Here is a 25932-nt window from a genome sequence, read left to right as displayed (position 1 = left end):
TTAACCGGCGGTGGGTATTTCAGCGCGGAAACCATGAATGTCGATACATTCGCCTTTAATGCCTGAATTGCACGAAATCACCATTTCTATGACGGGGTGAGCACCCGATCGATGAGATATACGGTGGCGGTGGGGGTATGGAAACCACCGCAGACCAAACCCGCCGCACCGATCCGGATAACCGGACCCGAGCGGGTGATGGTCAGGCTGTGCCCCTCCAGCGTGGGGTGGGTACCGGGCAGCGCGTCGGGCGTGAGCTCGAGCGGAATCGTCTGGTACGCGATGAGTTTGAGTACGGCGGCCGGATCGGTGCGGAAGGTCGCGGCCGCCTCCGGAGCCAACTCGGACAGCGCGGTGGCGGTGGGGATGAACATGGTGATGCGCCGGGGCGCGCGGCCCGCCCGCGCCGACCGGGCGGTCGGCGTCGCGGGCGGGTAGAGCAGCGCGTCCAGCAGCGCGGTATGCGGTGTGAAGGCCGCCGGATCTCCCGATGCCTTTGCGGCGGAGCGGTATTCGTCGCAGCCGGGTCCGATCAGCTCGGGCGGTTCCGAATGCGCCGCACCGGTCCCGGCGGCGAGCGGCGGGACCGGGATCTCACCCGCGGCCTGCTCGGGCGGACTGCCGAACGGGCCGGAGGCCGCGACGGCGAGTGCCAGCGCGGCCACGGCCGGATACCGCATCATTCTTCGGTCGCGGCGATCAGGCTGTTCGGGCGCATATCGGTCCAGTGCATTTCGACATAGGCCAGGCAGCCGACCCGATCGCCCTCGTAGACCGCCTGCCAGCCGTCCGGCACCGCGGCGAAGTCCGGCCAGAGCGAATGCTGGCCTTCGGCATTCACCAGTACGGCGAAGCGGCCCTCCGGGTTGTCGAACGGATTGGTGGCACTCATCGATGGTCCCTTTCTGCTCCGGTGTGGATGGAAACCTCCGACCGCCCGCCGATATCGCGCAGGTGGTCGCACAGCACCGGGCCGATCTCGTCGAGCGCCCGGGGTGAGCCCATATCGACATGCGAACAGGCGATGAAGCGTTCGTGGATCTCACCGCCGACGGTGCGCCGCCAGGGTCCGGCGCCGGGGATCGGCTCGGGCGGGCGGTTGGCGATGATCGGCGAATCCTGTTCGGTGGCGGTGAAATACAGCAGATCACCGTCGTAGCGGCCGGGCCGGAAGCTGTAACCCATGCTGGTTCCGGCCAGATATGCCGCGTACAGCCGTTCCACGTGCGCGGCATCGAGCGAGCCGAAGGGGCCCTGATGTTCGTGCAGCAGTTCGGCGGCCCGCTCGGAGGAGACATTCTCCGCGGCCAGGCTCGCATCGCCCAGCAGCGCGGCGAGCAGCTCCCCGGCGCTGGGGTCGGCGATCTCGGGTTCGTCGGCCAGCACCCGGCTGTCCAGCATGGCCAGCAGGTCCACCCGCTCCCCCGCCGCCCGCAGCCGGATGGCGATCTCGTACGCGATCAGACCGCCCAGCGACCAGCCCAGCAGGTGGTACGGACCGTGCGGCTGCACCGTCCGGATCTCGCGGATATAGCGTTGCGCCACTTGCTCGATGGTGTCCAGCCCGCTCGCGTCCTCGGTGAGGTGCGGCAGTTGCAGACCGTACAGCGGACGCTCGGATTCCAGATGCGGGAGCAGCCCGGTGTAACTCCAGGCCACGCCGCTCACCGAGTGCACGCAGAACAGCGGCGGCAGTTCACCTTCGGCGCGAATGGGCAGCAGCGGCAGCAGCGCGGCCTCGATGGGATCGGGGCCGGTGCTGTCCGGGCTGCTCATGCGGGCGGCGATCCCGGCCGGGGTCGGATCCAGGAACAACGCCTGCATGGGTACTTCGATGCCGCCGCGCTCCCGGATGGCTGCCACCAATTGTGTTGCCAGCAAGGAGTTTCCGCCGAGCTCGAAGAAATTGTCGTCCGCGCCGACGGTGTCGAGCCCCAGTGTGGCACCGAAGCATTCGCACACCAGCGCCTCGGCCGCGTCGGCCGGAGCCCGGTAACCGGCCGCGGACAGCAGCACCGGTTCGGGCAGGGCGGCCCGATCGAGCTTGCCCGAGGGGGAGAGCGGCAGCGTATCGAGCACCGCGATCGCCTGCGGCACCATATATCCCGGCACGCTCAACGCGACGTGCCGGCGCAGCTCGGCGGGGTTCAGTCCCGCATCACCGCTGACGTACGCCGCCAGAATCATGGCGCCGCTGCCCATTTCGTACCCGATGGTGGTGGCGGCCCGCACGCCTGGATAGCCGGCGAACGCGGCGTCGATCTCACCGAATTCGATGCGGAAGCCGCGGATCTTCACCTGATCGTCACCGCGCCCGAGGTATTCGAGCTCGAGCCCGGCGGGCCGCAGCACCCAGCGCACCAGATCGCCGGTGCGGTACATGCGCTCGCCGGGTCCGCCGAAGGGATGTGCGACGAACCGCTCGCTGGTCAGGCTCGGCCGATCGTGATAGCCACGCGCCAAAGCGGTTCCGGCCAGGTACAGCTCACCGGGGACGGCGAGCGGTACCGGGCGCAGCCGGTCGTCCAGCACGGTCAGCCCGAAACCGCGCAGCGGTGCGCCGATGGTGACCGGCGCGCCGGGGCGCAGCGGTGCGCTGATGGTCGCCGCCACCGTGGCCTCGGATGGCCCGTAGGCATTGAGCATGGTGCGCTGCGGTGCGCCCGCGGTCCAGCGTTCCACCAGTTCCGGTCCGGTGCGATCGCCACCGACCATGATCATCTCGAGTTCCTCGAGCTGTTCGGGTTCGACCGTGGCCAGTGCCGCCGGGGTGATGAAGGCGTGCGTAATCCGTTCCGAGCGCAGCAGTTCGCCCAGTTCCGCGCCACCGAACACGGTGGCGTCGGCCAGCACCAGGGTCGCGGCCGAGCCCAGCGCGAGCAGCAGCTCCAGGATCGCGGCGTCGAAACTCGGTGAGGCGAAATGCAATACCCGCGATTCGCCGGTGACGCCGCCGCGTTCGGCCAGCTCCGCGGTGAAGTCGGCGATGCCCGCGTGCGTGACGCTCACGCCCTTGGGCAGGCCGGTGGAACCGGAGGTGTAGATCAGATACGCCGGATTGGCCGGATGCGGACGGCCGTGCAATTCGGTATCGGCCAGCGCCGCATCGGAATACGCGCGGATCTCGGTGGCGAAGGACGGATCGTCCAGCACCAGCCAGTGCGCGCCGTCCGGCAGTTCCGCCCGGCAGCGCGCCACGGTCAGGCCGATCGCGGCGCGGGAATCGGTGAGCATGTGCTCCTTGCGCCGGGCCGGGTACGCCGGATCGACGGGCAGGAACGCCGCACCGGTCTTGAGCACCGCGAGCATGGCGCGCACCGAGTCCACCGACCGCGGAATACCGACCGCGACATAGCTTTCCGGTCCGACACCGCGCGCGAGCAGTGCCCGCGCGAGCCGGTTGGTGGACAGATCCAGCTGCTGGTAGCTCATCTGGATCTCCCGATCGCGCACCGCGACGGTGCGGGGCGCGGCGGCGACGGCATTGCCGAACACCGCGGGGAAGGCCACCGGTCCCCGGGTGGCGGGACCGCGTGCGGGCACCAGGCGGCGGGTCTCGTCCGGATCGAGCAGATCGAGATTGCCGACGGGTGCGCCCGGATCGGCCACGGCCGCCCCGAGCACCCGTACGAACCGCCCGCACAGCTGATCGGCGCTGTGCGCGTCGAACAGATCGGCGGCGAAGCTCAGGCTCAGTTCGATACCGTCCGGAACACCGTCGCCGGCTTGGGTTTCGGTCAGCGTGAATTGCAGATCGAACTTGGCCGCCTCGAAACCGGGATCCTCGGCGAGCACGTCCAGCGCGCCCAGCTTCGGCAGTCCGGGCACGGTGTTGTGCACCGAGAGCATCACCTGGAACAGCGGATGGTGCGCCGCCGAGCGCACCGGATCGAGCGCCTCGACCAGCCGCTCGAACGGAATATCGGCGTGCGCGAAGGCATCCAGATCGGTTTCGCGCACGGTATCGAGCAGCTCGGTGAACGAACTCGCGCCCGCGACCCGGGTACGCAGCACCAGGGTGCCGACGAACATGCCGACCAGACTGTCCAGTCGCGGATCGACACGACCGCCGATCGGGGTGCCGACCACCACGTCCGAGGTGCCGCCGAGCCTGCTCAGCACCACCGCCAGCACCGCGTGCAGCAGCATGAAGACGCTGACCCCGTGGCGGCGCGCCAATTCGGTCAGTTCCTCGTGCAATTCGGCGTCGATGCGGGTGTGCACCGTGGCCCCGCGCTGGGACGGCACCGGCGGACGCGGCCGGTCGGTCGGCAGGGTGAGGCAATCGGGCAGATCGGCGAGCTTGCCGGTCCAGTAGGCGAGCTGACGGGCGGCCGGACTCTCCGGATCCGCCTCACCGCCGAGCACCTCGTGCTGCCACAGGCTGAAATCGGCGTATTGCACCGGGAGCGGAGCCCATTCGGGCGCGCGGCGCGCCTCCCGGGCCGTGTACGCCAGTGCCAGATCCGCGGCCAGCGGTGCGGCGGACGCGCCGTCGGCAGCGATGTGGTGCACGACCAGGACCAGCACATGCTCCTCGGCGGAAAGGCGCAGCAGCCGGGCGCGAATCGGAAGCTCGCGCGTGACATCGAATCCCGTCGCCCCGAAGGACCGGATGAACTCCGGCACCCCGGCGGCGGCGACCTCGGTCACCGGCACCGCCAGCGCCGGATCGGCGACGGGCAGCACGATCTGATGCGGACCGTTCGCATCGGCCGGGTACACGGTGCGCAGCACCTCGTGCCGGTGCACCACATCGGCGACGGCCGCGCGCAGCGCATCGGTATCCAGCGCACCGCGCAGGCGCAGCACCAGCGGGATGTTGTACGCGCCCGACACCGCGTCGAACCGGTTCAGCAGCCACAGTCGCTGCTGGGCCGGGGACAGCGGCACCCGCGCGGGCCGGGGCCGGGCCTGCAAGGCCGGGCGGTGCGAACCACCCGCGGACAGCGCCCGATCCAGTACCACCGCAAGGGATTCCGGTGTCGGATGTTCGAACACCGCGCGCACCTCCAGGCGGCAGCCCGAACTCGCGGCGATGCGCGCCACCAGCTGGGTGGCCGAGAGCGAATTGCCGCCGAGGTCGAAGAAGCTGTGATCGGCGCAGACGCGTTCGCGACCGACCACCTCGGCCATGGCCGCGGCGATGGTGATCTCACTCGGCGTGACCGGCGCGCGTCCGGTGTCGGCCACCGTCAGGGTCGGCTCCGGCAGTGCCCGGCGATCGAGTTTGCCGTTGGGCGACAGCGGAATCGACTGCAACGGCATGAAAGCCGTCGGCACCATATGACCCGGAAGTCGCTGCGCGAGCTGATCGCGCAGCTCCTTCGGGGTCACCACCGCGTCCGCCGTGACGGCGAACCAGCACACGATATGCGCGCGCCCGCCCTCGTCATCGCGAACCTCGGTGTGCGCGAATCGAACTCCCGCGCACGCCGCGACGGCCGCGGTGATCTCACCGAGCTCCACGCGGAAGCCGCGCACCTTGACCTGATCGTCGGCGCGGCCGACGAACACCAGATCACCCTCGGCGTTCCAGCGCACCAGATCACCGGTGCGGTACATCCGGGAACCCTTGTCGTCGAACGGATTCGCCACGAACCGCGCACTGCTGAGCGCCGCGCGGCGGTGATAGCCGCGCGCCAGCCCGATACCGCCGACATAGAGTTCGCCGACCACGCCCGGCGGCACCGGCCGCAGGCGCGCGTCCAGCACCACCGTGGTCACCCCGCGCATCGGGCGGCCGAGCACGATCGGCCGATCCGGGCGCATGGGCTCGGAGAAGGTGGTGGCGATGGTGGCCTCGGACGGGCCGTAGCCGTTCACCATGTCGCGGCCGGGTCCCCACTGCTGCACCAGATCCCGGTCGAACGCCTCACCGCCGACGATCATGGTGCGCAGGCTCGGCAGCGACCAGCGCGCGGAATCGATACTGGCCAGCGCGGCCGGGGTGATGACCGCGTGCGTCACCGCATCGGCCTCGATCAACTCGGCCAGTGGATCGCCACCGTAGACATCGGTCGGGACGATCACCATGGTCGCACCCGCGCACCAGGCGAGCAGCAGTTCCAGCACCGCCACATCGAAGCTCGGCGAGGCCAGATGCATGGTGCGCGAGGCGGGTTCGACACCGAACCGGACCCGCTGCACCTCGGCGCAGTTGAGCAGACCGCGATGGGTGACCGCGACGCCCTTGGGCAGACCGGTGGAGCCGGAGGTGTAGATCAAATACGCGATATCGTCCAGGCTCGGGGTGCGCCGCAGCTCCCGGTCCGTCAGCGCCGCGCCGGACTGCTCGGCGGCCTCGTCGACCGGCATCCACTCCACGCCCGAATCGGCGGGCAGCGCACCGCGATCGGCCGGACGGGTGAGCCCGAAGCGCACCGCGGAATCGGTGAGCATATGCCGGATGCGATCGGCGGGGTGCCGCACATCCACCGGCAGGAAGGCCGCGCCGGTCTTGGCGATGGCCAGCGAGGCCGCCACCGATTCCACCGAGCGGGACAGACCGAGCGCCACCACGGTGCCGGGGCCGACACCGTGGCCGATCAGCTTGCGCGCCAACCGGTTCGTCCAGGCGTCCAGTTCACCGTAGGTGAGCGTCCGATCGCCCGCGACCAGCGCGGGATGATCGGCCCGGACCGCCCGGGCGAACAGTTCCGCCAGCGTGATCGACGCGGCGGCGGCCGCACCGCGTGCGGGCATGAGGGTCGAGCGCTCCCACGCCGAGAGCACATCCGCATCGCCGACCGCGGTACGCGGAGCGGCCACCAGCGCCGCCAGCAGCCGCACGTAGCGACCGCCCATATGTTCGGCCGTCGCGGCGTCGAACAGATCGGTGGCGTAGGTCAGCGACATCTCGATGCCGTCCGGAACGCCCTGTGCGGTATGGCTTTCGGTGAAGGTGAACTGCAGATCGCATTTGGCCAGTCCGGGATCGACCGGGAACTCGGCCACCGCGACCTCGGGCAGGCGCACGGTCGGCGACCCCATATTGGTCAGCGACAGGCTCACCTGGAACAGCGGGTGGTGCGCGGTCGAGCGCACCGGATTGAGCACCTCGACCAGTCGCTCGAACGGCAGGTCGGCATGGGCGAAGGCATCGAGATCGCCCTCGCGCACCGCCGCCAGCACCTCGGTGAACGCGGCCGCGCCGTCGATCTCGGTGCGCAGCACCAGGGTGCCGACGAACATGCCGATCAGCTCGTCCAGCGCCGCGTCACCGCGTCCGGCCACGGCGGTACCGATGGCGATGTCACCGGTCCCGCTGGTGCGGGCGATCAGCACCGCCAGCACCGCGTGCAACAGCATGAAGACGCTGACATCGTGGCTCCGGGCCGAATCCAGCACGCGCGCATGGAGTTCGGCGTCGATCCGGGTCACGATGCTCTCGCCGCGATGCGAGGCCACCAGCGGGCGCGGGCGGTCACCGGGCAGTTCCAGGCATTCCGGAAGGCCCGCGAGATGTTCGGTCCAGTAGTGCAGCTGTTGCGCGGCGAGACTGTCCGCATCGTCCTCGCTACCGAGCAATTCGCGTTGCCACACACTGAAATCCGCGTACTGCACCGGCAGCGGCGACCATTCGGGCGCGGCTCCGGCGCCGCGCGCCCGGTAGGCGGTGACCAGATCCCCCGCCAGCGGTGTGAGCGACCAGCCATCGGCGGCGATGTGATGGATCACCAGGATCAGCACGTGTTCGTCCAGGCCGACGCGCAACAGTGCCGCGCGAATCGGAATCTGCGCGGCCAGATCGAATCCGGGCTGCGCGGGTTCGAGCGCATCGGCGGCCACGGTGTGCGGGCTGGACACGATGCGCGTGAACGGCACCGTCACCTCGGCCGCGTCCAGCACCAGCTGATGCGGTCCGTCGGCGTCCTCGGGGAAGATCGTGCGCAGCACCTCGTGCCGCTCGACGACATCCGATACCGCCCGCTGCAACGCGGTCGCGTCCAGGCGTCCGGTCAGCCGCAGGCCCACCGGAACGTTGTAGGCCGCGGAGACCGTATCGAACCGGTTCAGGAACCACAGCCGCTGCTGTGCCAGGGACAGCGGGATGCGCGCGGGCCGCGCACCACCGGTCAGCGCCGGACGTGCGATGGCGCCGACCGAATCATCGAGCAGCAGCGCCAATTCCGCCGGTGTCGGATGTTCGAAGACCGCGCGGACCGCGAGCTGCTGTCCGGAGGCCGCCGCCAAACGCGCGACCAGCTGGGTCGCGGAGAGCGAATTGCCGCCGAGTTCGAAGAAGCCGTGATCGGCGCACACCTGATCATGGCCGAGCACCTCGGCCATGACCCGCGCCACCAGCTTCTCCCCCGGGGTGCGCGGTGCGCGCCCCTGCGCACCCGCCGCCCAGGTGGGCTCGGGCAGGGCGCGACGATCCAGTTTTCCATTGGGCGACAGCGGAATCGACGCCAATGGCACGAAGATCGCGGGCACCATATGGATGGGCAGGCGTTCGGCGACGAAGTCGCGCAGCAGCGCGGTATCCGGGATCGCCGGGCGTGCGCCCGCCGCACCGGAGCCGTTCCGATCACCACTCTGCCCCGCCGCCGCATCGGACGGACCGGCGGGAACGATGTAGCAGACGATCGCCGGACGACCCGCCGCGTCCGCGCGGATCTCGGTGTGCGCGAACGCGATTCCCTCGGCCTCGGTGACCACGGCGGTGATCTCGCCCAATTCGACGCGGAAGCCGCGGATCTTCACCTGGTCATCGCTGCGGCCGACGAATACCAGTTCACCGGTATCGGTCCAGGTGACCACGTCACCGGTGCGGTACATCCGCTCGCCCGGCACCGTCGCGAACGGGTTCGCCACGAAGCGGTGCGCGGTGAGGCCGGGACGCCGAATGTAGCCGCGCGCCAGCCCATCTCCGCTGATGTACAGATCTCCGGCCACACCCGGCGGCACCGGGCACAGCCGTTCGTCCAGGACGACCACGGCGGTGCCACGCACCGGCCGCCCCAGCGTCACGACGGCCGTATCGGCGGCCAGCGGTTCGGAGATCACGCTCATGATGGTGGTTTCGGTGGGGCCGTATCCGTTGTAGAAGGATCGACCGACCGCCCAGCGCGCCACCAGTTCGGTGCCGACCGCCTCACCGCCCACCACCAGCGAGCGCAGTGCGGGCAGCCGCCAGCGCGTGGCGTCGATGCTGGCCAGTGCGGCGGGGGTGATGAACGCGTGCGTCACCCCGGTGCGTTCGAGCAGTTCGGCCAGTTCGTCGCCGCCGTACACCTCCGGCGCGGCGATCACCAGGGTCGCGCCCGTGCACCACGCGAGCAGCAGTTCGAGCACCGCGGCGTCGAAGCTGGGTGAGGCGAAATGCAGTGCCCGGCAGTCGGCTTCGATGCCGTAGCGGGTGCGCTGTTCCACCGCGAAGCCGCCCAGGCCGCGATGGGTCACCGCCACGCCCTTGGGCACACCGGTCGACCCGGAGGTGTAGACGATATAGGCGGCATCGTCGATGCCCAGGCCCCGGACACGATCGTGCTCGCCGATCGGCGCGGCGCTGCCGGTCCGCTCCAACTCGGCCAGCGTGAGCCAGCGCGGCCCCCGCGGCAAAGCCGTGACATCGGGCGCATTCGTCACACCCACGCGCGCACCGGAATCGGTGAGCATATGAGTGATTCGCTCGGCGGGATAGCGCATATCGATCGGCGCGAAAGCCGCACCGGTCTTGGTGACCGCCACCGTGGCGAGCACCGAATCCGGTGACCGGGACAGGCCCAGCGCGACGATATCGCCGGGGCCGACACCGTGCGCGATGAGCGCGCGGGCCACCCGGTTGGATCGCTGATCGAGTTCGCCGTAGCTCATCGATCCCGAATCCGCCACTACCGCAAGGGCATCGCGGGAGGCCGCGGCGGCGGTGAAGAGTTCGGGCAGGGTCGCCGCGACCGGTCCATTCACCCCGCGCGCGGGCACCAGGTCGGCGCGCTCGGGCACCGACAGCAGGTCGATATCGCCGACCGCGGTATGCGGGCGGCCGCTCACCCCGGCCAGCAATCGAATGAACCGCGCACCGAGCCGTTCGGCGGTCGCCCGGTCGAACAGATCGGTGGCATAGGTCAGGCGGATATCGATACCGTCCGGATCCCCTTGTGCGGTACGGGATTCGGTGAAGGTGAACTGGAGATCGAATTTCGCGATCTCCAATTCGATCTCGGCCACGGTGACCTCGAGCTCATCCAGGCGCGGCAGCCCCGGCATGGCGTCATGCACCGACAGCATGACCTGGAACAGCGGGTGATGCGCGGTGGAGCGCACCGGATCGATGGCCTCCACCAGGCGTTCGAACGGAATATCGGCGTGCGCGAAGGCATTCAGATCGTGATCGCGCACCGAAGTCAGCAATTCGGTGAACGATGCGGCGCGATCGACCTCGGTGCGCAGTACCAGCGTGCCGGCGAACATGCCGATCAGCGGGTGCAACCGGGCATCGGACCGGCCCGAGATCGGCGTGCCCACCGTGACATCGGCGACCCCGGCCAGCCGGGCCAGCAGCACCGCGAGCACCGCGTGCAGCACCATGAACAGCGTCGCGTCATGGTCGCGGGCCAGGCGTGCCAGGGCGGCGTGCGAGGAGCCCTCCAGCCGCGTGGTCACCGAGGCGCCGCGTTGCGACGGCTGCGCCGGGCGGTTCCGGTCGGCGGGCAGTTCCAGGCATTCGGGCAGTCCGCGCAGGCGGTCGGTCCAGTACCCGAGCTGGCGGGTGGCGATACTTCCGGCATCGGCTTCATCGCCGAGCAACTCGTGCTGCCAGATGCTGAAATCGGCGTACTGCACGGGCAATTCGGCCCAGTCGGGCGCAGTGCCCCGCAGCCGGGCGGTGTAGGCCGCGGCCAGATCCCCGGCCAGTGGTGCGGTGGAACCGCCGTCGGCCGCGATGTGGTGCACGACCACCGCGAGCACATGCTCGTGCTCGCCGACGCACAGCAGTTCCGCGCGCAGCGGCAGCTCCGTGGTCAGGTCGAAGCCGCGCACGGCCAGTGCGCACAGCCACTCCTGCACCGATTCGGCGGCCGAATCACGCACCGGCAGTTCGAATTCGGCCGCGGCCTCGGGCAGCACCACCTGATGCGGACCCTCGGCGTCCTGGGGGAAGAGGGTGCGCAGCGACTCATGCCGCCGCACCACATCGCCCAGTGCCGCGGTCAGCGCCGCGCGATCCAGTGTGCCGCGCAGCCGCAGCGCCACCGGAATGTTGTACGCCCCCGACTCGGTGTCGAACCGGTTCAGGAACCACAGTCGCGCCTGCGCCGGGGACAGCGGCACCCGGGCCGGGCGAGTGGCCCGGCCGAGTTCGGGCAGTGCCGGATCGTCCTGCGCCAGCAGCTCGTCCACGAAGCGGGCGAGCTCCTGCGGGGTCGGATGTTCGAAGACCGCGCGCACGCCGAGGCGGCGACCGGTCACGGTCGCGATGCGCGCCACCAGCTGGGTCGCCGACAGCGAGGTGCCGCCGAGTTCGAAGAAGTCATGGTCGGCGCACACGCTGTCCAGGCCGATGACCTCGGCCATCGCCGTGGCGACCATGATCTCGGCGGGGGTCTCCGCCGCCCGGCCCGGCGCCACTTCGTATTCCGGGTCGGGCAATGCCCGGCGGTCGAGTTTGCCGCTGGGCGCGAGTGGAATGCGTTCGAGCACCGTGACGGCCGCGGGCACCATATAACCGGGCAGCCGGGTGGCGGCGTGGGCGCGCACCGCGTCCCGATCCGGTCGCTCCGAACCGGTCGGCACCACATAGCCGACGATGCGCGGGGTGCCGGTGTCATCGGCGCGGATCTCGGTGTGCGCGAAGCCGATTCCGGGATATCCGGCCAGCACCGCGCTGATCTCGCCGAGTTCGATGCGGAAGCCGCGGATCTTCACCTGATCATCGCTGCGGCCGACGAACACCAGCTCGCCCGAACCGTTCCAGCGCACCACATCACCGGTGCGGTACATGCGCTCACCGGGGGCCGCGGCGTACGGATTGGCCACGAAACGATCCGAGGTGAGCGCGGCCCGGCCGACATAGCCGCGGGCCAGACCCATCCCGGACACATACAGCTCGCCCGCCACTCCGACGGGCACCGGACGCAGCCGGGTGTCCAGCACGGCGAGGGCGGCTCCTCGAATGGGACGGCCGAGCACCACCGGGCGATCCGGGGCCAGTGCCTCCGAAATCGCCGGGGCCACGGTCGCTTCCGAGGGACCATAGGCGTTGAACATGGTGCGATCGCCCGCCCAGTGCGCCACCAGATCCGGACTGACGGCTTCACCGCCGACCACCAGGCAGCGCAGCGCGCGCAACGGCCACGCCACCGGATCGATGGTCGCGAGCGCGGCGGGGGTGATGAAGGCGTGCGTGACCCCGTTGTCCTCCAGCAGGGCCGCCAGTTCGTCACCACCGTAGATATCGGCGGCGGCGACCACCATGGTCGCGCCCACCGACCAGGCCAGCAGCAGTTCGAGCACCGAGGCATCGAAACTCGGCGACGCGAAATGCAGGGTGCGGCTGCGGGATTCCAGGCCGTATCGATCGCGCTGCTCGAAGGCGAAAGCGGCCAGGCCGCGATGCGGCACCGCGACGCCCTTGGGCAGGCCGGTCGAGCCGGAGGTGTAGATGATGTAGGCCAGATCATCGGCCAGCAGCGGTCGTGAACGCTCCGAATCCGTCACCGGGGCAATGGATCCGGTGGCATCCAGCTCGTCGAGCAGCAGCCAGGACACGCCGGGTTCGGCGGGCAGGCGCTCGCGATCCGAGGCGATGGTCAGGCCCAATCGCACACCCGAGTCGGTGAGCATATGCCGGATCCGGTCCTCGGGATGGCGCACGTCGACGGGCAGATAGGCCGCACCGGTCTTGGTGACCGCCACGGTGGCCAGCACCGATTCCAGTGAGCGCGCCAACCCCAGCGCGATCACCTGACCGGGTCCGGCTCCCTGGGCGATCAGGGTGCGCGCCAGGCGATTCGACCATTCGTCGAGTTCACGATAGGTCAGCGTGCGCGTGCGCGAGACCAGCGCGATGCGATCGGGATCGGTCGCGGCGGCGGCGAACAACTCCGGCAGCGTGCGGACGGTATCGGTGAGCGCGCCGCGGACCGGGGCCAGCGACCGCGCCTCCAGCGGGGTGAGCAGTGCCAGATCACCCACGGCCGCAGCGGGATCGGTGATCGCCGCGTCCAGCAGGCGCACGAAGCGGCGGGCCATTTCCACCGCGGTGCCGCGGTCGAACAGATCGGTGGCATAGGTCAGGCACAATTCGAGCTCGCCGGTCCGCCCGGTGCTGTCCGCCGCCTCGGTGAAGGCGAATTGCAGATCGAATTTCGCCGCGGCCGGGTCGATTCGGGTGATGCCGACCTCGAGGTCGGGCAGTCGCAGCGCCGGTGCGGCGAAATTGTCCAGCGACAGGCTGACCTGGAACAGCGGATGGTGCGCGGTGGAGCGATCCGGGTTGACCGCCTTCACCAGGCGTTCGAACGGCAGGTCCGCGTGCGCGAACGCCTCCAGATCGGCCTCGCGCACGGTGCGCAGCAGCTCGGTGAAGGAGGCGCCGCCGTCGACGCCGGTGCGCAGCACCAGGGTGCCGACGAAAGCGCCGATGAGCCGGTCGAGTTCGGGTTCGGCGCGGCCCGCGATGGCGGTGCCGATCGCGATATCGGAGCTGCCGCCGAGCCGGGCCAGCAGGACCGCGAGCACGGCGTGCAGCACCATGAACTCGCTGACCTCGTGCTTACGCGCCAGTTCCGCCACCCGCACGGCCAGGTCCGCGTCCACGCGGGCGCGCACCGAACCGCCGGAATGGGTGGCCACCGTGGGCCGGGGCCGATCGGTGGGCAGATCGTGGCAGTCCGGGATACCGGCCAATCGCGTACGCCAGTAGTCCAGTTGCCGCGCGGCCACGCTCTGCGGATCGTCCTCGTCGCCGAGCAGTTCGGCGTGCCAGACCGAGTAATCCGCGTATTGCACCGCCAGCGGCGACCATTCGGGCGCGCGCCCGGTGCGGCGGGCCGCGTAGGCGGTCATCAGATCGGTCGCCAGCGGTGCGAGCGACCAGCCGTCCATGGCGATGTGGTGCACCACCAGCGCGAGGGCGTATTCGTCATTTCCGGTGCGCAGCAATTCGACTCGCAACGGCAGTTCCGCGGTCAGATCGAAGCCCTGTTCGGCGGCGACCTCGACATGCTGTTCGAGTTCGAGCGGGGAGGTCTCCAGCACCGACAGCGGCAGTGGCGCTTCATGAATCGGCATCACCACCTGGTGCACGCCCTCATCGTCGAGCGGGTAGAGGGTGCGCAGGATCTCGTGCCGGGCGATGACATCGGTGAGGGCGGCGCGCAGCGCGGGCTCGTCCATCGCACCGCGCAACCGCAGCGCCACCGGAATGTTGTACGCGCCCGAGGTGGGATCGAATTGATTGAGGTACCACAGGCGCATCTGCACCGAGGACAGCGGCACCCGCGCGGGCCGGGTGAGCGCGCCCAGTCGCGGCCGATCCGAGAACGTCTGTCCGGCAGCCTGATCCAGCACGCGGGCCAGGCCCTCGGGCGTGGGATGTTCGAAGACATCGCGGACCGCCGGGCGGATTCCGCACGCGGCCGCGATCCTGGATACCAGCCCGGTCGCCGAGAGCGAGTTGCCGCCGAGGTCGAAGAAGCTGTGATCGGCGCTGACCTGCTCGCGGCCCAGCAGCTCGGCCATCTCCGCCGCCACCAGGATCTCGGTGGGGGTCGCCGGTGCCCGGCCTGCGGTCAGGCCCGCGTCCCACTCCGGATCCGGCAGGGCGCGGCGATCCAGTTTTCCGCTGGGAGACAAGGGGATCGAGGCGAGCGCGGTGACCGAGGACGGCACCATATGCGCGGGCAACCGGGTGCCCACGTGTGCGCGCACCGCCCGGGGGTCCACCGTATGCGGCGGGTCGGCCAGCACATAGCTCACGATATGCGCGCGCCCGGCCGCATCGTGCCGAACCTCGGTGTGCGCGAAGCGAATCCCGGGCAGGGCCGCGACCACCGCGGTGATCTCGCCCAGTTCGATCCGGAAGCCGCGCACCTTGACCTGGTCATCGCCGCGGCCGACGAACACCAGTTCACCGTCGCTCGTCCAGCGCACCAGATCGCCGGTGCGATACATGCGCGCACCGGCCGCACCGAACGGGTCCGCGATGAAACGGGCAGAGCTCTGCCCCGGCCGCGCGAGGTAACCGCGCGCCAGGCCCGCGCCGCTGATGTACAGCTCACCGACCACGCCGACCGGAACGGGTCGCAGATGGCGATCCAGTACGGCCAGACCGGTGCCCTGAATCGGGCCGCCGAGCACGATCTGCCGCTGCGGCACCAGGGCGTTCGAGATGGCGACGGCGACCGTCGCCTCGGAGGGACCGTAGGCGTTGAACAACCGGCGACCGGCCGCCCAGCGCTCGACGAGTTCCGCGCCCACCGCCTCGCCGCCGACGATCAGGCTGCGCAGCGCGGGCAGGGAGTGAGCATCGGCGTCAAGACCAGCCAGCACGACCGGGGTGAGGAAGGCGTGCGTGACCTGTTCGCGCTCCAGCAGTTCCGCGAGTTCCGCGCCGCCGTAGAGCTGTGCCGGGGCAATGACCAGCGTCGCGCCCGCACCCCAGGCCAGCAGCAGTTCGAGCACCGCGGCATCGAAACTGGGCGAGGCGAAATGCAGTGTCCGGGAACCGGATTCCACACCGAACCGATCGGACATGGTGTGGGTGAAATTGGTGAGTCCGGTATGGGTGACGGCCACACCCTTGGGCGTACCGGTCGATCCCGAGGTGTAGATGAGGTAGGCGATATCCGACATCCGTTGCGGTGCGGTGCGATCCGCATCGGTGATCGGACCGTCCGGCAGTGCGGTGACGCGAGCGGTGAGCGCCGGATCGTCGAGGACCAGCCAGCTGACTCCCTGATCCGGCAGCGCGGCACGCTGTGCGGTCATGGTCACGCCGATGCGGGTGCCCGAATCGGTGAGCATGTGCGCGATGCGCCGCTCCGGATAGGCGGGGTCGACGGGCAGGAATCCCGCACCCGATTTGGCCACCGCCACCGTGGCGCACACCGAGTCGATGGAGCGCGGAATACCGAGTGCCACGATGGTTTCCGGGCCGACGCCGTGCGCGATGAGCAGGCGGGCGAGCCGGTTCGACCGCCGGTCCAATTCGGCGTAGGTCAGTTGCTCGTCGCCGAAGCGCACGGCGATGGCCGCCGGGTCGATCGCGGCAGCGGCCACGAAGATATCGGCCAGCGTGCGCTCCGGGGCCGCCGTCGGACCCGAAACCGGTGTGAGAGCGGAGATTTCAGCCGGGGTGAGCAGCGGCAGCGCGCCGACCGGACGCTCCGGATCCGCCACCGCGGCGGTGAGCATCGCGGTGAACCGTTCGGTGAATTGGCGCGCGGACTCCGCCTCGAACAGATCGGTGGCGTAGGTCAGGGCGAGGTCGATGCCCGCCGGATCACCCTGTGCGGTCTGCCTTTCGATGAGGGTGAATTCCAGATCCCAGCGGGCCCCGCCGGTGGCGAGGGCACTGGCGACAGCCTCCAGTCCGGGCAGTCGCAGCGGTGCCGGGGTGGAGCTGTGCAGCGACAGCATCACCTGGAACAGCGGATGATGTGCGGCCGAACGGGTCGGGGCCAGCGCGTCCACGAGCTGTTCGAAGGGCAGTTCGGCGTGTGCGAAGGCATCCAGATCGGCCTCGCGCACGGTGCCGAGCAGGTCCGCGAACGATGCGCCGGTATCGACGGCGGTGCGCAGCACCACCGTGCCGACGAACATGCCGATCAGATCGTCCAGGCGCGGATCCGTACGGCCCGCGACCGGTGTGCCGATGGCGATGTCCTCGGTCGCGGCCAGTCGCGCCAGCGTCGCCGCCAGCGCGGCGTGCAGCACCATGAACACGCTGACGCCATAGCGCTGGGACAGCGCGGTCACCGCGGTGTGCAATCCGGCGTCCAGCGGTGCGTCGATGGTCGCGCCGCGCTGCGATGCCACGGCGGGACGCGGCCGATCGGCGGGCAGTTCCAGGCATTCGGGCAGCTCGGCGAGCCGGTCGCGCCAGTACCCGAGCTGTTCCGCGGCCAGGCTGTCCGAATCCTCGGGGCTGCCGAGCATATCGTGTTGCCACACACTGAAATCCGCGTATTGGACCGGCAGCGCGGACCATTGCGGCGCGGACCCGGAACGGCGGGCCGCGTACGCGGTCGCCACATCCGCGGCCAGCGGGGTGAGCGACCAGCCGTCGGCGGCGATGTGGTGAATGACCACCACCAGCAGGTGCTCGGTCGCGCTCAGCCGCAGCAATGCGGCGCGGATCGGCAGTTGCGTCGTGAGATCGAAACCGGCGGAGGCGAATTCGAGCGCATCGGCATCGGCGGTACCGACGCCCGAGTCGATGGCGGCGAAGGGCAGCACCTCCACCGTGGTCGCCCGCACCACCTGGTGCGGACCCGTGGCGTCCTCCGGGAAGACGGTGCGCAGCACCTCGTGCCTGCCCACCACATCCGCCAGAGCCTGGTGCAGGGCAACGGGTTCCAGACTTCCGGACAGTCGCAGTCCGATCGCGATGTTGTACGCGCCGGATGTGCTGTCGAACCGATTGAGGAACCACAGTCGCTGCTGCGCCGGCGAGAGCGGCACCCGGGCGGGGCGCTCCCCCGCTTCCAGCACCGGCCGCGCCACCGCGGGCATAGAACGCTCCAGCAGTTCGGCGAGCGCACCGACGGTGGGCGCGTCGAACAGCGCCCGCACTTCCACCCGGGTACGCAGGGTCAGGCCGAGTCGCCCCGCGACCTTGGTCGCCAGCAGCGAATTACCGCCCAGGGCGAAGAAGTCGTCGTCCAGACCGACCTGTTCGATGCCGAGCACCTCCGCGAGAGTCGCGGCCACCGCCCGTTCGGTGCGGGTGCCGGGCGCGCGGAAGCGGGCCACGGTGAACACCGGTTCCGGCAGGGCGTTCCGGTTCACCTTGCCGGTCGCGGACACCGGCAGTTCGGGCAGCACCATCAGCGCGGCCGGAACCATATAGGCGGGCAGCAGTGCGCCGAGCCGGGTGCGCAGCGCGTCCGGATCGATATCCCGGCCCGGAGCGGGCGCGAGGTACGCCACCAGCTGCTCACCGCGTCGCACGTCCGTATGCGCCAGCACGACCGCGGCGTCGACATCGTCCTGCGCCAGCAGCGCGGCCTCGATATCGCCGAGTTCGATGCGGAATCCGCGCACCTTCACCTGGAAGTCGGTGCGCCCGTGGTACTCCAGCTCTCCGGCCGCGCTCCAGGACGCGAGATCGCCGGTGCGGTACATGCGTTCGCCCGCGGTGGCCGCGAACGGATCCGGTACGAACCGCTCCGCGGTCAGCGCGCCCAGCCCGATATAGCCGTGCGCCAACTGGATTCCCGCCAGGTACAGATCGCCGACCACCCCGGCGGGCACCGGGCGCAGACGGGCGTCGAGCACATAGACCCGGGTGTTCCACTCCGGGCGACCGATCGGCACACCGTCCGCGTCCGCGTCGTCGACCAGGTGCGCGGTCACCGAGACCGCGGCCTCGGTGGGGCCGTACAGATTCCACAGCTGGACAGCGGGATTGGCCCGGCGAAAGCGCTGTGCGATCGCGGCGGGCAGCGCTTCGCCGATGGCGAGCACCGCGCGCACCGAATCCGATAGCTCCGCCTGCGAACCGGCGGTGAGCGCGGTCAGCAGCGACGGCACCAGGTGCAGTACCGAGACCCGCTGTTCCCGGATCAGCGCGGTCAATCGGACCGGATCGCGCTGGGCGTCCGCCGCGGCGATCACGGTGCGGCCGCCGGTGAGCAGACCCGAATAGAACTCCCAGACCGACAGGTCGAAGGTGGCGGCGGTCTTGAGCAGCACGGTGTCATCACCGGTGATGCCGAAAGTGGTGTGTTTCCAGAGCAGTTGGTTGACCACCGCGCGATGCGGTACCGCGACGCCCTTGGGTCGTCCGGTGGAGCCGGAGGTGAAGATGACGTACGCGGTGTTCAGTGCGCGCAGCGAGGTGATCCGGTCATGGTCGAGCACCGGGTACGGCGGCAGCGCGGACAGATCGAGCGCATCGATCTCGAGCACCGCCATGCCGTTGCGCGGCAGGCTGTCCGAGTCCGCGCGCACCGTCAGCACACAGTTCGGGGCGGCCGTGTCCAGGATGGCCGCCAGGCGTTCGGCGGGCTGATCCGGGTCCAGCGGCACATACGCGCCGCCCGCGGCGGATACCGCGTACATGCCGACGATCAGCTCCACCGAGCGGCGCATGGCCAGCGCGACCCGGACCTCAGGTCCGACGCCGAGTGAGATCAGATGGCGGGCAAGGCGATTCACCCGTTCGGAGAATTCGCGATAGGTCAGCGACCCCGGCTCGGCCGGGCCGGACGCGTCCACCAGGGCCACCGCCCCCGGTGTGCGCGCGGCCTGTGCGGCGAACAGCGACACCAGGGTTTGGCGCGGGTCGACCGGATGGCCGGTGGCGTTCCAGCGCTGCAGGATGCGCCGGCGCTCGGCCCGATCCAGCAGCTCCAGCTCACCGATCACCTGATCGGGGCAGACGGCCACATCGGCGAGCAGCCGTTCCAGGCGACCGGCGATTCCGGCCACGGTGCTCTCGTCGAAAAGATCCGTGGCATAGACGAAGTGGCCGGTGATACCGGCCGGTGCGCCCGACTCGTCGTACTCGTCGGTGAGCACCAATTGCAGATCGAATTGGGCGACGCCGGTCTCGATCTCACTGCCGGACACCGTCACCCCGGGCAGTTCGATGCCGATGCGGCCCAGGTTCTGGAAGGAGAAGCCGATCTGCACCAGCGGATGCCGGGCGGTGGAGCGCACCGGGTTCAGCTCCTCCACCAGGCGCTCGAACGGCAACTGCGCGTGCGCGAACGCCGCCAGATCCAGGGCGCGCTGCCGGATCAGCAAGGTGCGGAAGGATTCGGCGGGATCGGGTTGCGCCCGGAACACCACCGTATTGACGAACATGCCGATCAGGGCGTCCAACTGTGCCTCACCGCGACCGGCGACCGGGGTGCCGACCGCGATATCGAGGCCACCTGACAGCCGAGACAGCAGGACCGCGAAGGCCGCGTGCACGGCCATGAACAGGGTCGCATCGGTATCGCGCGCGAGCCGCAGCAGATCCGCGTGCGCGGCGGCGGGCACCGATACGCCCGCCTTCGCACCCCGGAAGGATTGCACCGCCGGGCGGGGGCGATCGTAGGGCAGCGACAGTTCGTCGGGCAGATCGGCGAGCCGGGTGCGCCAGTAATCCAGTTGTGCCGCCGCAAGACTCGACGGATCGGCGGCATCACCGAGGGTTTCGGCCTGCCACCGGCTGTAGTCGGCGTACTGCACCGCCAGCGGAGCCCAGCCGGGAGCCCGCCCGCTGGTGCGCGCTGTGTAGGCGTGCGAGAGATCCGCGAAAAACGGTGCGAGTGACCAGCCGTCGGCCGCGATGTGGTGAATGACCACGGCCAGCACGTGATCCCGGACTCCGGTGCGCAGCAATTCCATCCGCAGCGCGGTCTCGGTGGTCAGGTCGAATCCGCGAGAGCCGATGGCGCGCAAGCGATCATCGAGTTCGGCGGCGTTCACCTCCGCGAGTTCGAGCGCCGGCACCGCACGCTCCGCGGCCAGGATCAGCTGGTGCGGCCCCTCGGCGCTGTCCGGGAAGACGGTGCGCAGCGGTTCGTGCCGGGTGATCAGATCCGCGACCGCCGCGCGCAGTGCCGCTATATCCAGATCACCGGTCATGCGGACCGCGAAGGGGATGTTGTAGGTGCGGGCGCTCGGATCGAAGCGGTTGATGAACCAGACGCGCAGCTGCGCCGGGGAGAGCGGGATATGCGCCGGACGCGGGCGCGCGACCAGCTCGGCATGCGCCGGTGCGGGCAGCAGCGTGGCCACCCGGGCGGCCAGACCGGTGACCGTGGTCTCCTCCAGCACCAGCCGAACCGGGACGGCCACACCGAGTTCCGCGCCGATGCGGGCGGCCACCCGGGTCGCGCTCAGCGAATTGCCGCCGAGCGCGAAGAAGCCGTCGTCCAGGCCGATGCGGTCGATCTCGAGCACCTCGCCGAGCACCGCCGCGACCACGCGCTCGGCCGAGGTGACCGGTGCGCGATAGGTGACGGTCGCCGCGACGGGCGCGGGCAGGGCGCGACGATCGAGTTTGCCGTTGGCGGTCAAGGGGATCGCGTCCATGACCACGCACGCGGCGGGCACCATATAGTCCGGCAGGCGTTCGCCCAGCGCGGCTCGCAGTTCCGGAATATCCAGTGCGGCAGCGGATTCGGTGACCACGTAGGCGACGATGGCGGGTTCGCCGGAATCGTCGTCGCGCACGATCACCGCGGCCTGGCCGATGCGGTCCTGGGCCAGCAGCGCGGCCTCGATCTCACCGAGTTCGATGCGGAAGCCGCGCACCTTGACCTGATCGTCGGCGCGGCCGAGGTATTCGAGCTCTCCGGCGGGAGTCCAGCGCCCCAGATCGCCGGAACGGTACAGCCGGGTGCCCGGCGCGCCGAACGGGTCCGCCACGAAACGGGTCGCGGTCAGCGCGGGCTGCCCCAGGTAGCCGCGCGCGAGTTGTTCACCGCTGACATAGATTTCACCGGCGACGCCGATCGGCACCGGCCGCAGCCGATGGTCCAGCAGGAAGATGCCGAGCCCGGGGATGGCGTGCCCGATACCGCCGCCGCCCGCCGCCGCGGCCGCGCGATCGAGTGCGCGATAGGTGACGTGCACGGTGGTCTCGGTGATGCCGTACATATTGATCAGGCGCGGCGCGGTCTCCTCATGCCGCTGATACCAGTCCGCCAGGCGGCGCGGCTCGAGCGCCTCACCACCGAAGATGATGTAGCGCAACGCCAGTGGCGGTGCGCTCGGATCGAGGTCCGCCGCCGCGCGGTCGGCGGCGACCAGCTGGGAGAACGCCGACGGGGTCTGGTTCAGCACCGTCACCTGTTCGCGGCGCAGCAGTTCCAGGAACAGCTCGGGCGAGCGGGAGGTCTCATAGTCCACCACCGCGAGCGCGCCGCCGTGCAGCAGCGGGCCCCACAGTTCCCACACCGAGAAGTCGAAGGCGTAGGAGTGGAACAGCGTCCACACATCGTGGTGGTCGAAGGCGTAGTCGGCGGCGGTGTTCGCGAACAGGGTCACCACATTGGCGTGCGGGATCTGTACGCCCTTGGGGCGGCCGGTGGAGCCCGAGGTGTAGATGACGTAGGCGATATTTCCGGGTGTGAGCGCGCCGATCCGGTCGGCCGGGGTCACGGGTGAGCCGTCCGCGGCCGGATCGACCGCCTCGATCATGATCACCGGAAGCTCGCCCGGCAGCGCCGAAGGCAATGCGGCGGTGGTGATCACGCAGGCCGGGCGGGCGTCGGAGAGCATGTACTGGATGCGATCGGCGGGATAGTCCGGATCGACGGGCAGATACCCGCCGCCGGACTTGATCACCGCGAGCAGTGCGACCACGAGATCGATCGAGCGCGGCAGCGCCACCGCGACCAGCGTTTCGGGTCCGACCCCGTGCCGGATGAGCTCCCGGGCCAGACGATTGGCCCGGGCGTCGAGTTCGGCGTAGGTCAGGGTCGAATCACCGTGCAGTACCGCGGTCGCCCCAGCGTGCGCGGCGACGGCGGCGTCGAACAGTTCGGCCAGGGTGGTGGTCGCGGGCAGCGACCGGGCCGGGGTGAGCGCCCATTCCCGCAGTACCAGCTCACGTTCGGCCGGGCTCAGCACCGTCACCTCATTGAGCCCGGATTCCGGTGCGGTGGTGAGGAATTCGGTGAGGTAGTCCAGGAAGCGGCGGTGATGCGCGCGCAACTCCTCGGCGGTGTACCTGGCCGGATTGCCGATGAAGTCGACATGCAGCTCACCCGGGCCGGAGCCGTTGTAGATATTGATCGACAGATCTTCGACCGCACCGGTGGACAGCAGATGCATGGTCGCCGCGGCGTCACCGAAGCGAATGCCGTTGTGGAACAGCATGATATTCAGCACCGGGCCGAAGAAGCTGCGGTGTTCGCCCGCGCCCCCGCGATCGCGCTGCATATCCTCGTGCCGGTAGCGCTGGTGACGCAGCGCGTCCCGAATGTTCGGGCCGACCGTCGCGGCCAGGTCCGCGATGCTGCGTGCGGCGGCGATATCGATGTGCAGCGGAATCACATTGGAGACGTAGCCCGCGGACATGCGCAGCTCATGGGTGGTGCGCGCGGTGACAGGCAGGCTCAGCGTGACCCGCGAGCGTCCGGTGACCGCAGCCAGATACGCGGCGACGCCCGCGGTGAGCAGCGTCGCGCGCGATTCGCCCAGTCGTTCCCGCGCCGAATCGAGTTCGGCGAGGCAGGCCGGTGCGAGCATGCCGCCTTCGATCCAGCGATCGGCCTCGGCGGGACCGTAGCGGTCGCTGAGGGTGAACGCGGAGTCGATGGCGTCGAGCTGGGTGCGCCAGAAGCGCCGGTCCTGTTCGAAGGCCGACGATTCGCGATAGGCGGATTCGTGTTCGTACAGCGCGCGCAGATCGGGCGCGGCGGCCGGACTGGGCGCGCTGCCGTCGGTGAGCGCGTTGTAGTGCTCGGCGATCCGCGCCACCAGCAGCATGGCGCCGTAACCGTCGATGGCGATGTGATGCATCTTGGCGTACCAGAGGTATTCGGCCTCGCCGGTACGCAATACGGCCGTGGCATAGAGCCGGTTGTCCAGCAGTGCGATGGGCTCGGCGCAGTCGCGCCGCATCCAGGCCATGGCCGCGGCGCGCGGATCGTCGCAGGAGCGGAAGTCGTGCCTGTCGATATCGATGGAATCGTCCGGTAAGACCAGTTGCCGTGGGCTGCCTGCTACCTCGACGATGCGCAGCCGAAAGCTCTGCAAATCATCAGCACATAGACGCATGGCGTGACCGAGGCGAGGAATGTCGAAATCGCCGTGGATCTCGACGTACTGCGCGACCGTCAGCGGGACACCGGGCGCGATGTGCTGGGCGTTCCAGATACCAGTCTGCGCCTCTGACAAGGGGAAAGAGCTAACGGTGTCCGATGCGTCACGACCTGCGGGCTCCGAGGCCAAGGCGGTCATCAAAACACTCCAATCGCCGATAGAGGAATCAGGACTTTCTCCGAACTTGCTCGAGGCAGCCAGCAACACATCCGCAAAGCTCCGAGTAGGGAGTCGTCCAGACCAGGCGGCCGGATTGGTATTCGTCCGAAATCTCTTGATAAGCCGGTCAATTCCGGCAAACGGCGCGATTCCTTCACTGGCGCAGCAAGAATCGGCCGGTGCGCGAAGCGCCCGGCCGAGCTGAATTTCCGAGGGTTAGACGGCGGTCCTCATCGCACCGTCACCACCCGGCTGTGCCAGCCGGTGGACCCACTGGGAAACGGCGGCGTGCGCCGATCGGTCTGCCGCTCCCCCGAACGATCGGTGGCGCGCACCCGCAGGGTGTGATTGCCCGGCGCGGCATCCCAGCGCCAGGTCCACTGCCGCCAGGTGTCCAGCGAATACTCGCTCGCGAGAGTGGCGGTCTCCCAGGGCTGATCGTCCACCTGCACCTCGACGCCATCGATTCCGCGCCCCTGCGCCCAGGCCACCCCCGCCACCATCACCACGCCCGCCGGGACCGTCGCGAAAGCGGCGGGCACATCGATCCGCGAGGCCGTCTTGATCGGGGCACGATCGGCCCAGCCGCGCTCGGTCCAATAGGCGCGCACCCGATCGAAGCGGGTCAGTTCCAGATCCACCACCCATTTGGTGGCCGAGACATACCCGTACAGTCCCGGCACCACCAGCCGCGCGGGATAGCCGTGCGCGATCGGCAGCGGTGCGCCGTTCATACCTACGGCGAGCAGGGCGTCACGCCCGTCCAGCACCGCCGCCAGCGGGGTGCCGATGGTGAAACCGTCGATACTGCGGGACAGCAGCATATCGGCGTCCGAATGAATTCCGGCCTCCGCCAGCAGATCCGCGATCGGATAGCCCAGCCAGCGCGCGGTCCCGGCGAGATTGCCGCCGACCTCGTTGGATACACAGGTGAGCGTGATGACGCGCTCGACCGCGGTCCGCATGCGCAGCCGATCCATATCGAATTCGACGGTGCGATCGGTCATTCCGTGAATCCGCAGCCGCCAGTCGGCGCTGGTCAGCGCGGGCAGCTGCAATGCGGTGTCGACCCGGTAGAAATCGGCGGCATCGGTGACGAACGGTGTGACACCGTCCACCTGGGCCTGCACCTCCGGGAACACCGTGGGCGCGGGCCGATTCGGGCGAGGCAGCAGGAACCGCGCGCGATCGGCGACCACATCGTGCAACCGCGCGCCCAATTGCCGCCCGGCCGCCGCCGCGACCAGTGCCAGCGCGCCCACACCCGCCGCGGTCGCCAGGAACCTGCGCCGCGACACCGCGACCGGTTCGAGTGACCGCAGGGCGGGTGCGCCCCCGACGAGCAGGCGCAACGCGATGATTCCGGCGATGATGCCCACCGCGGTGGGCAGCACGAACCGGATGTCCGCCGTGGGCCTCTGCAGCGCGGCCCCCGCGGTGACAACGCCCAGCACCACCAGCAGTACACTTCCCACGGGTCGCCGGCGCTCCAGCATGCCCGCCACGGCGGCACCGGCCGCCATCACCGCACCCATCGAAATGAACAGCGCCAGTTTGTCATTGCTGCCGAAGCGCCGAATCGCGGCGTCCTTCAACGCATGTGGCGTGTGATCGACCATGGTCGAGCCCAGCACGAAGAACGGTGAGGACGCCGGATCGATGAGGACGGCCACCAGATGACCCACGCCCAGCACGGTCGCCGCCGCGAGCAGCCCGGCCACCGCGCCCCTGACCCGATGACCGCGCTCGACCGGCGAATTCGGCTGGGGCGCTGTGAGAGTACTGCTCGGGACGGACATGGCGGCTACTTCCGGTAGGCCGGATTTACCG

General features: G+C 69.7%; 4 protein-coding genes. All 4 read right to left on the bottom strand.

The features are described 5' to 3' along the window. Window positions 1-86: 86 nt before the first annotated feature. Window positions 87-680, bottom strand: a complete 594-nt coding sequence (locus ACFC4D_RS09860; RefSeq protein ID WP_376062418.1) for a fasciclin domain-containing protein — start codon at window positions 678-680, stop codon at window positions 87-89. Beyond that, complete coding sequence (locus tag ACFC4D_RS09855) at window positions 680-892, bottom strand: MbtH family protein (protein ID WP_364635621.1); 213 nt, start codon at window positions 890-892, stop codon at window positions 680-682. The genes ACFC4D_RS09860 and ACFC4D_RS09855 overlap by 1 nt, the downstream gene beginning before the upstream one ends. Next, window positions 889-24081 carry a non-ribosomal peptide synthase/polyketide synthase gene (locus ACFC4D_RS09850; protein ID WP_376062417.1) on the bottom strand — a complete coding sequence of 7731 codons (23193 nt, stop codon included), beginning with the start codon at window positions 24079-24081 and terminating at the stop codon, window positions 889-891. Before ACFC4D_RS09850 ends, ACFC4D_RS09855 begins: the two co-directional genes overlap by 4 nt. Window positions 24082-24332: 251 nt before the next feature. After that, window positions 24333-25901: a molybdopterin-dependent oxidoreductase gene (locus tag ACFC4D_RS09845; protein WP_376062416.1), complete on the bottom strand. Its 1569-nt coding sequence runs from the start codon at window positions 25899-25901 to the stop codon at window positions 24333-24335. Window positions 25902-25932 lie beyond the last annotated feature (31 nt).

Origin of the sequence: Nocardia sp. NPDC056000, assembly GCF_042269265.1 — a bacterium.
Taxonomy (GTDB): Bacteria; Actinomycetota; Actinomycetes; order Mycobacteriales; family Mycobacteriaceae; genus Nocardia.
The sequence above is the reverse complement of the archived record's forward strand: the minus strand, read 5'-3'. Positions and strand labels throughout refer to the sequence as shown.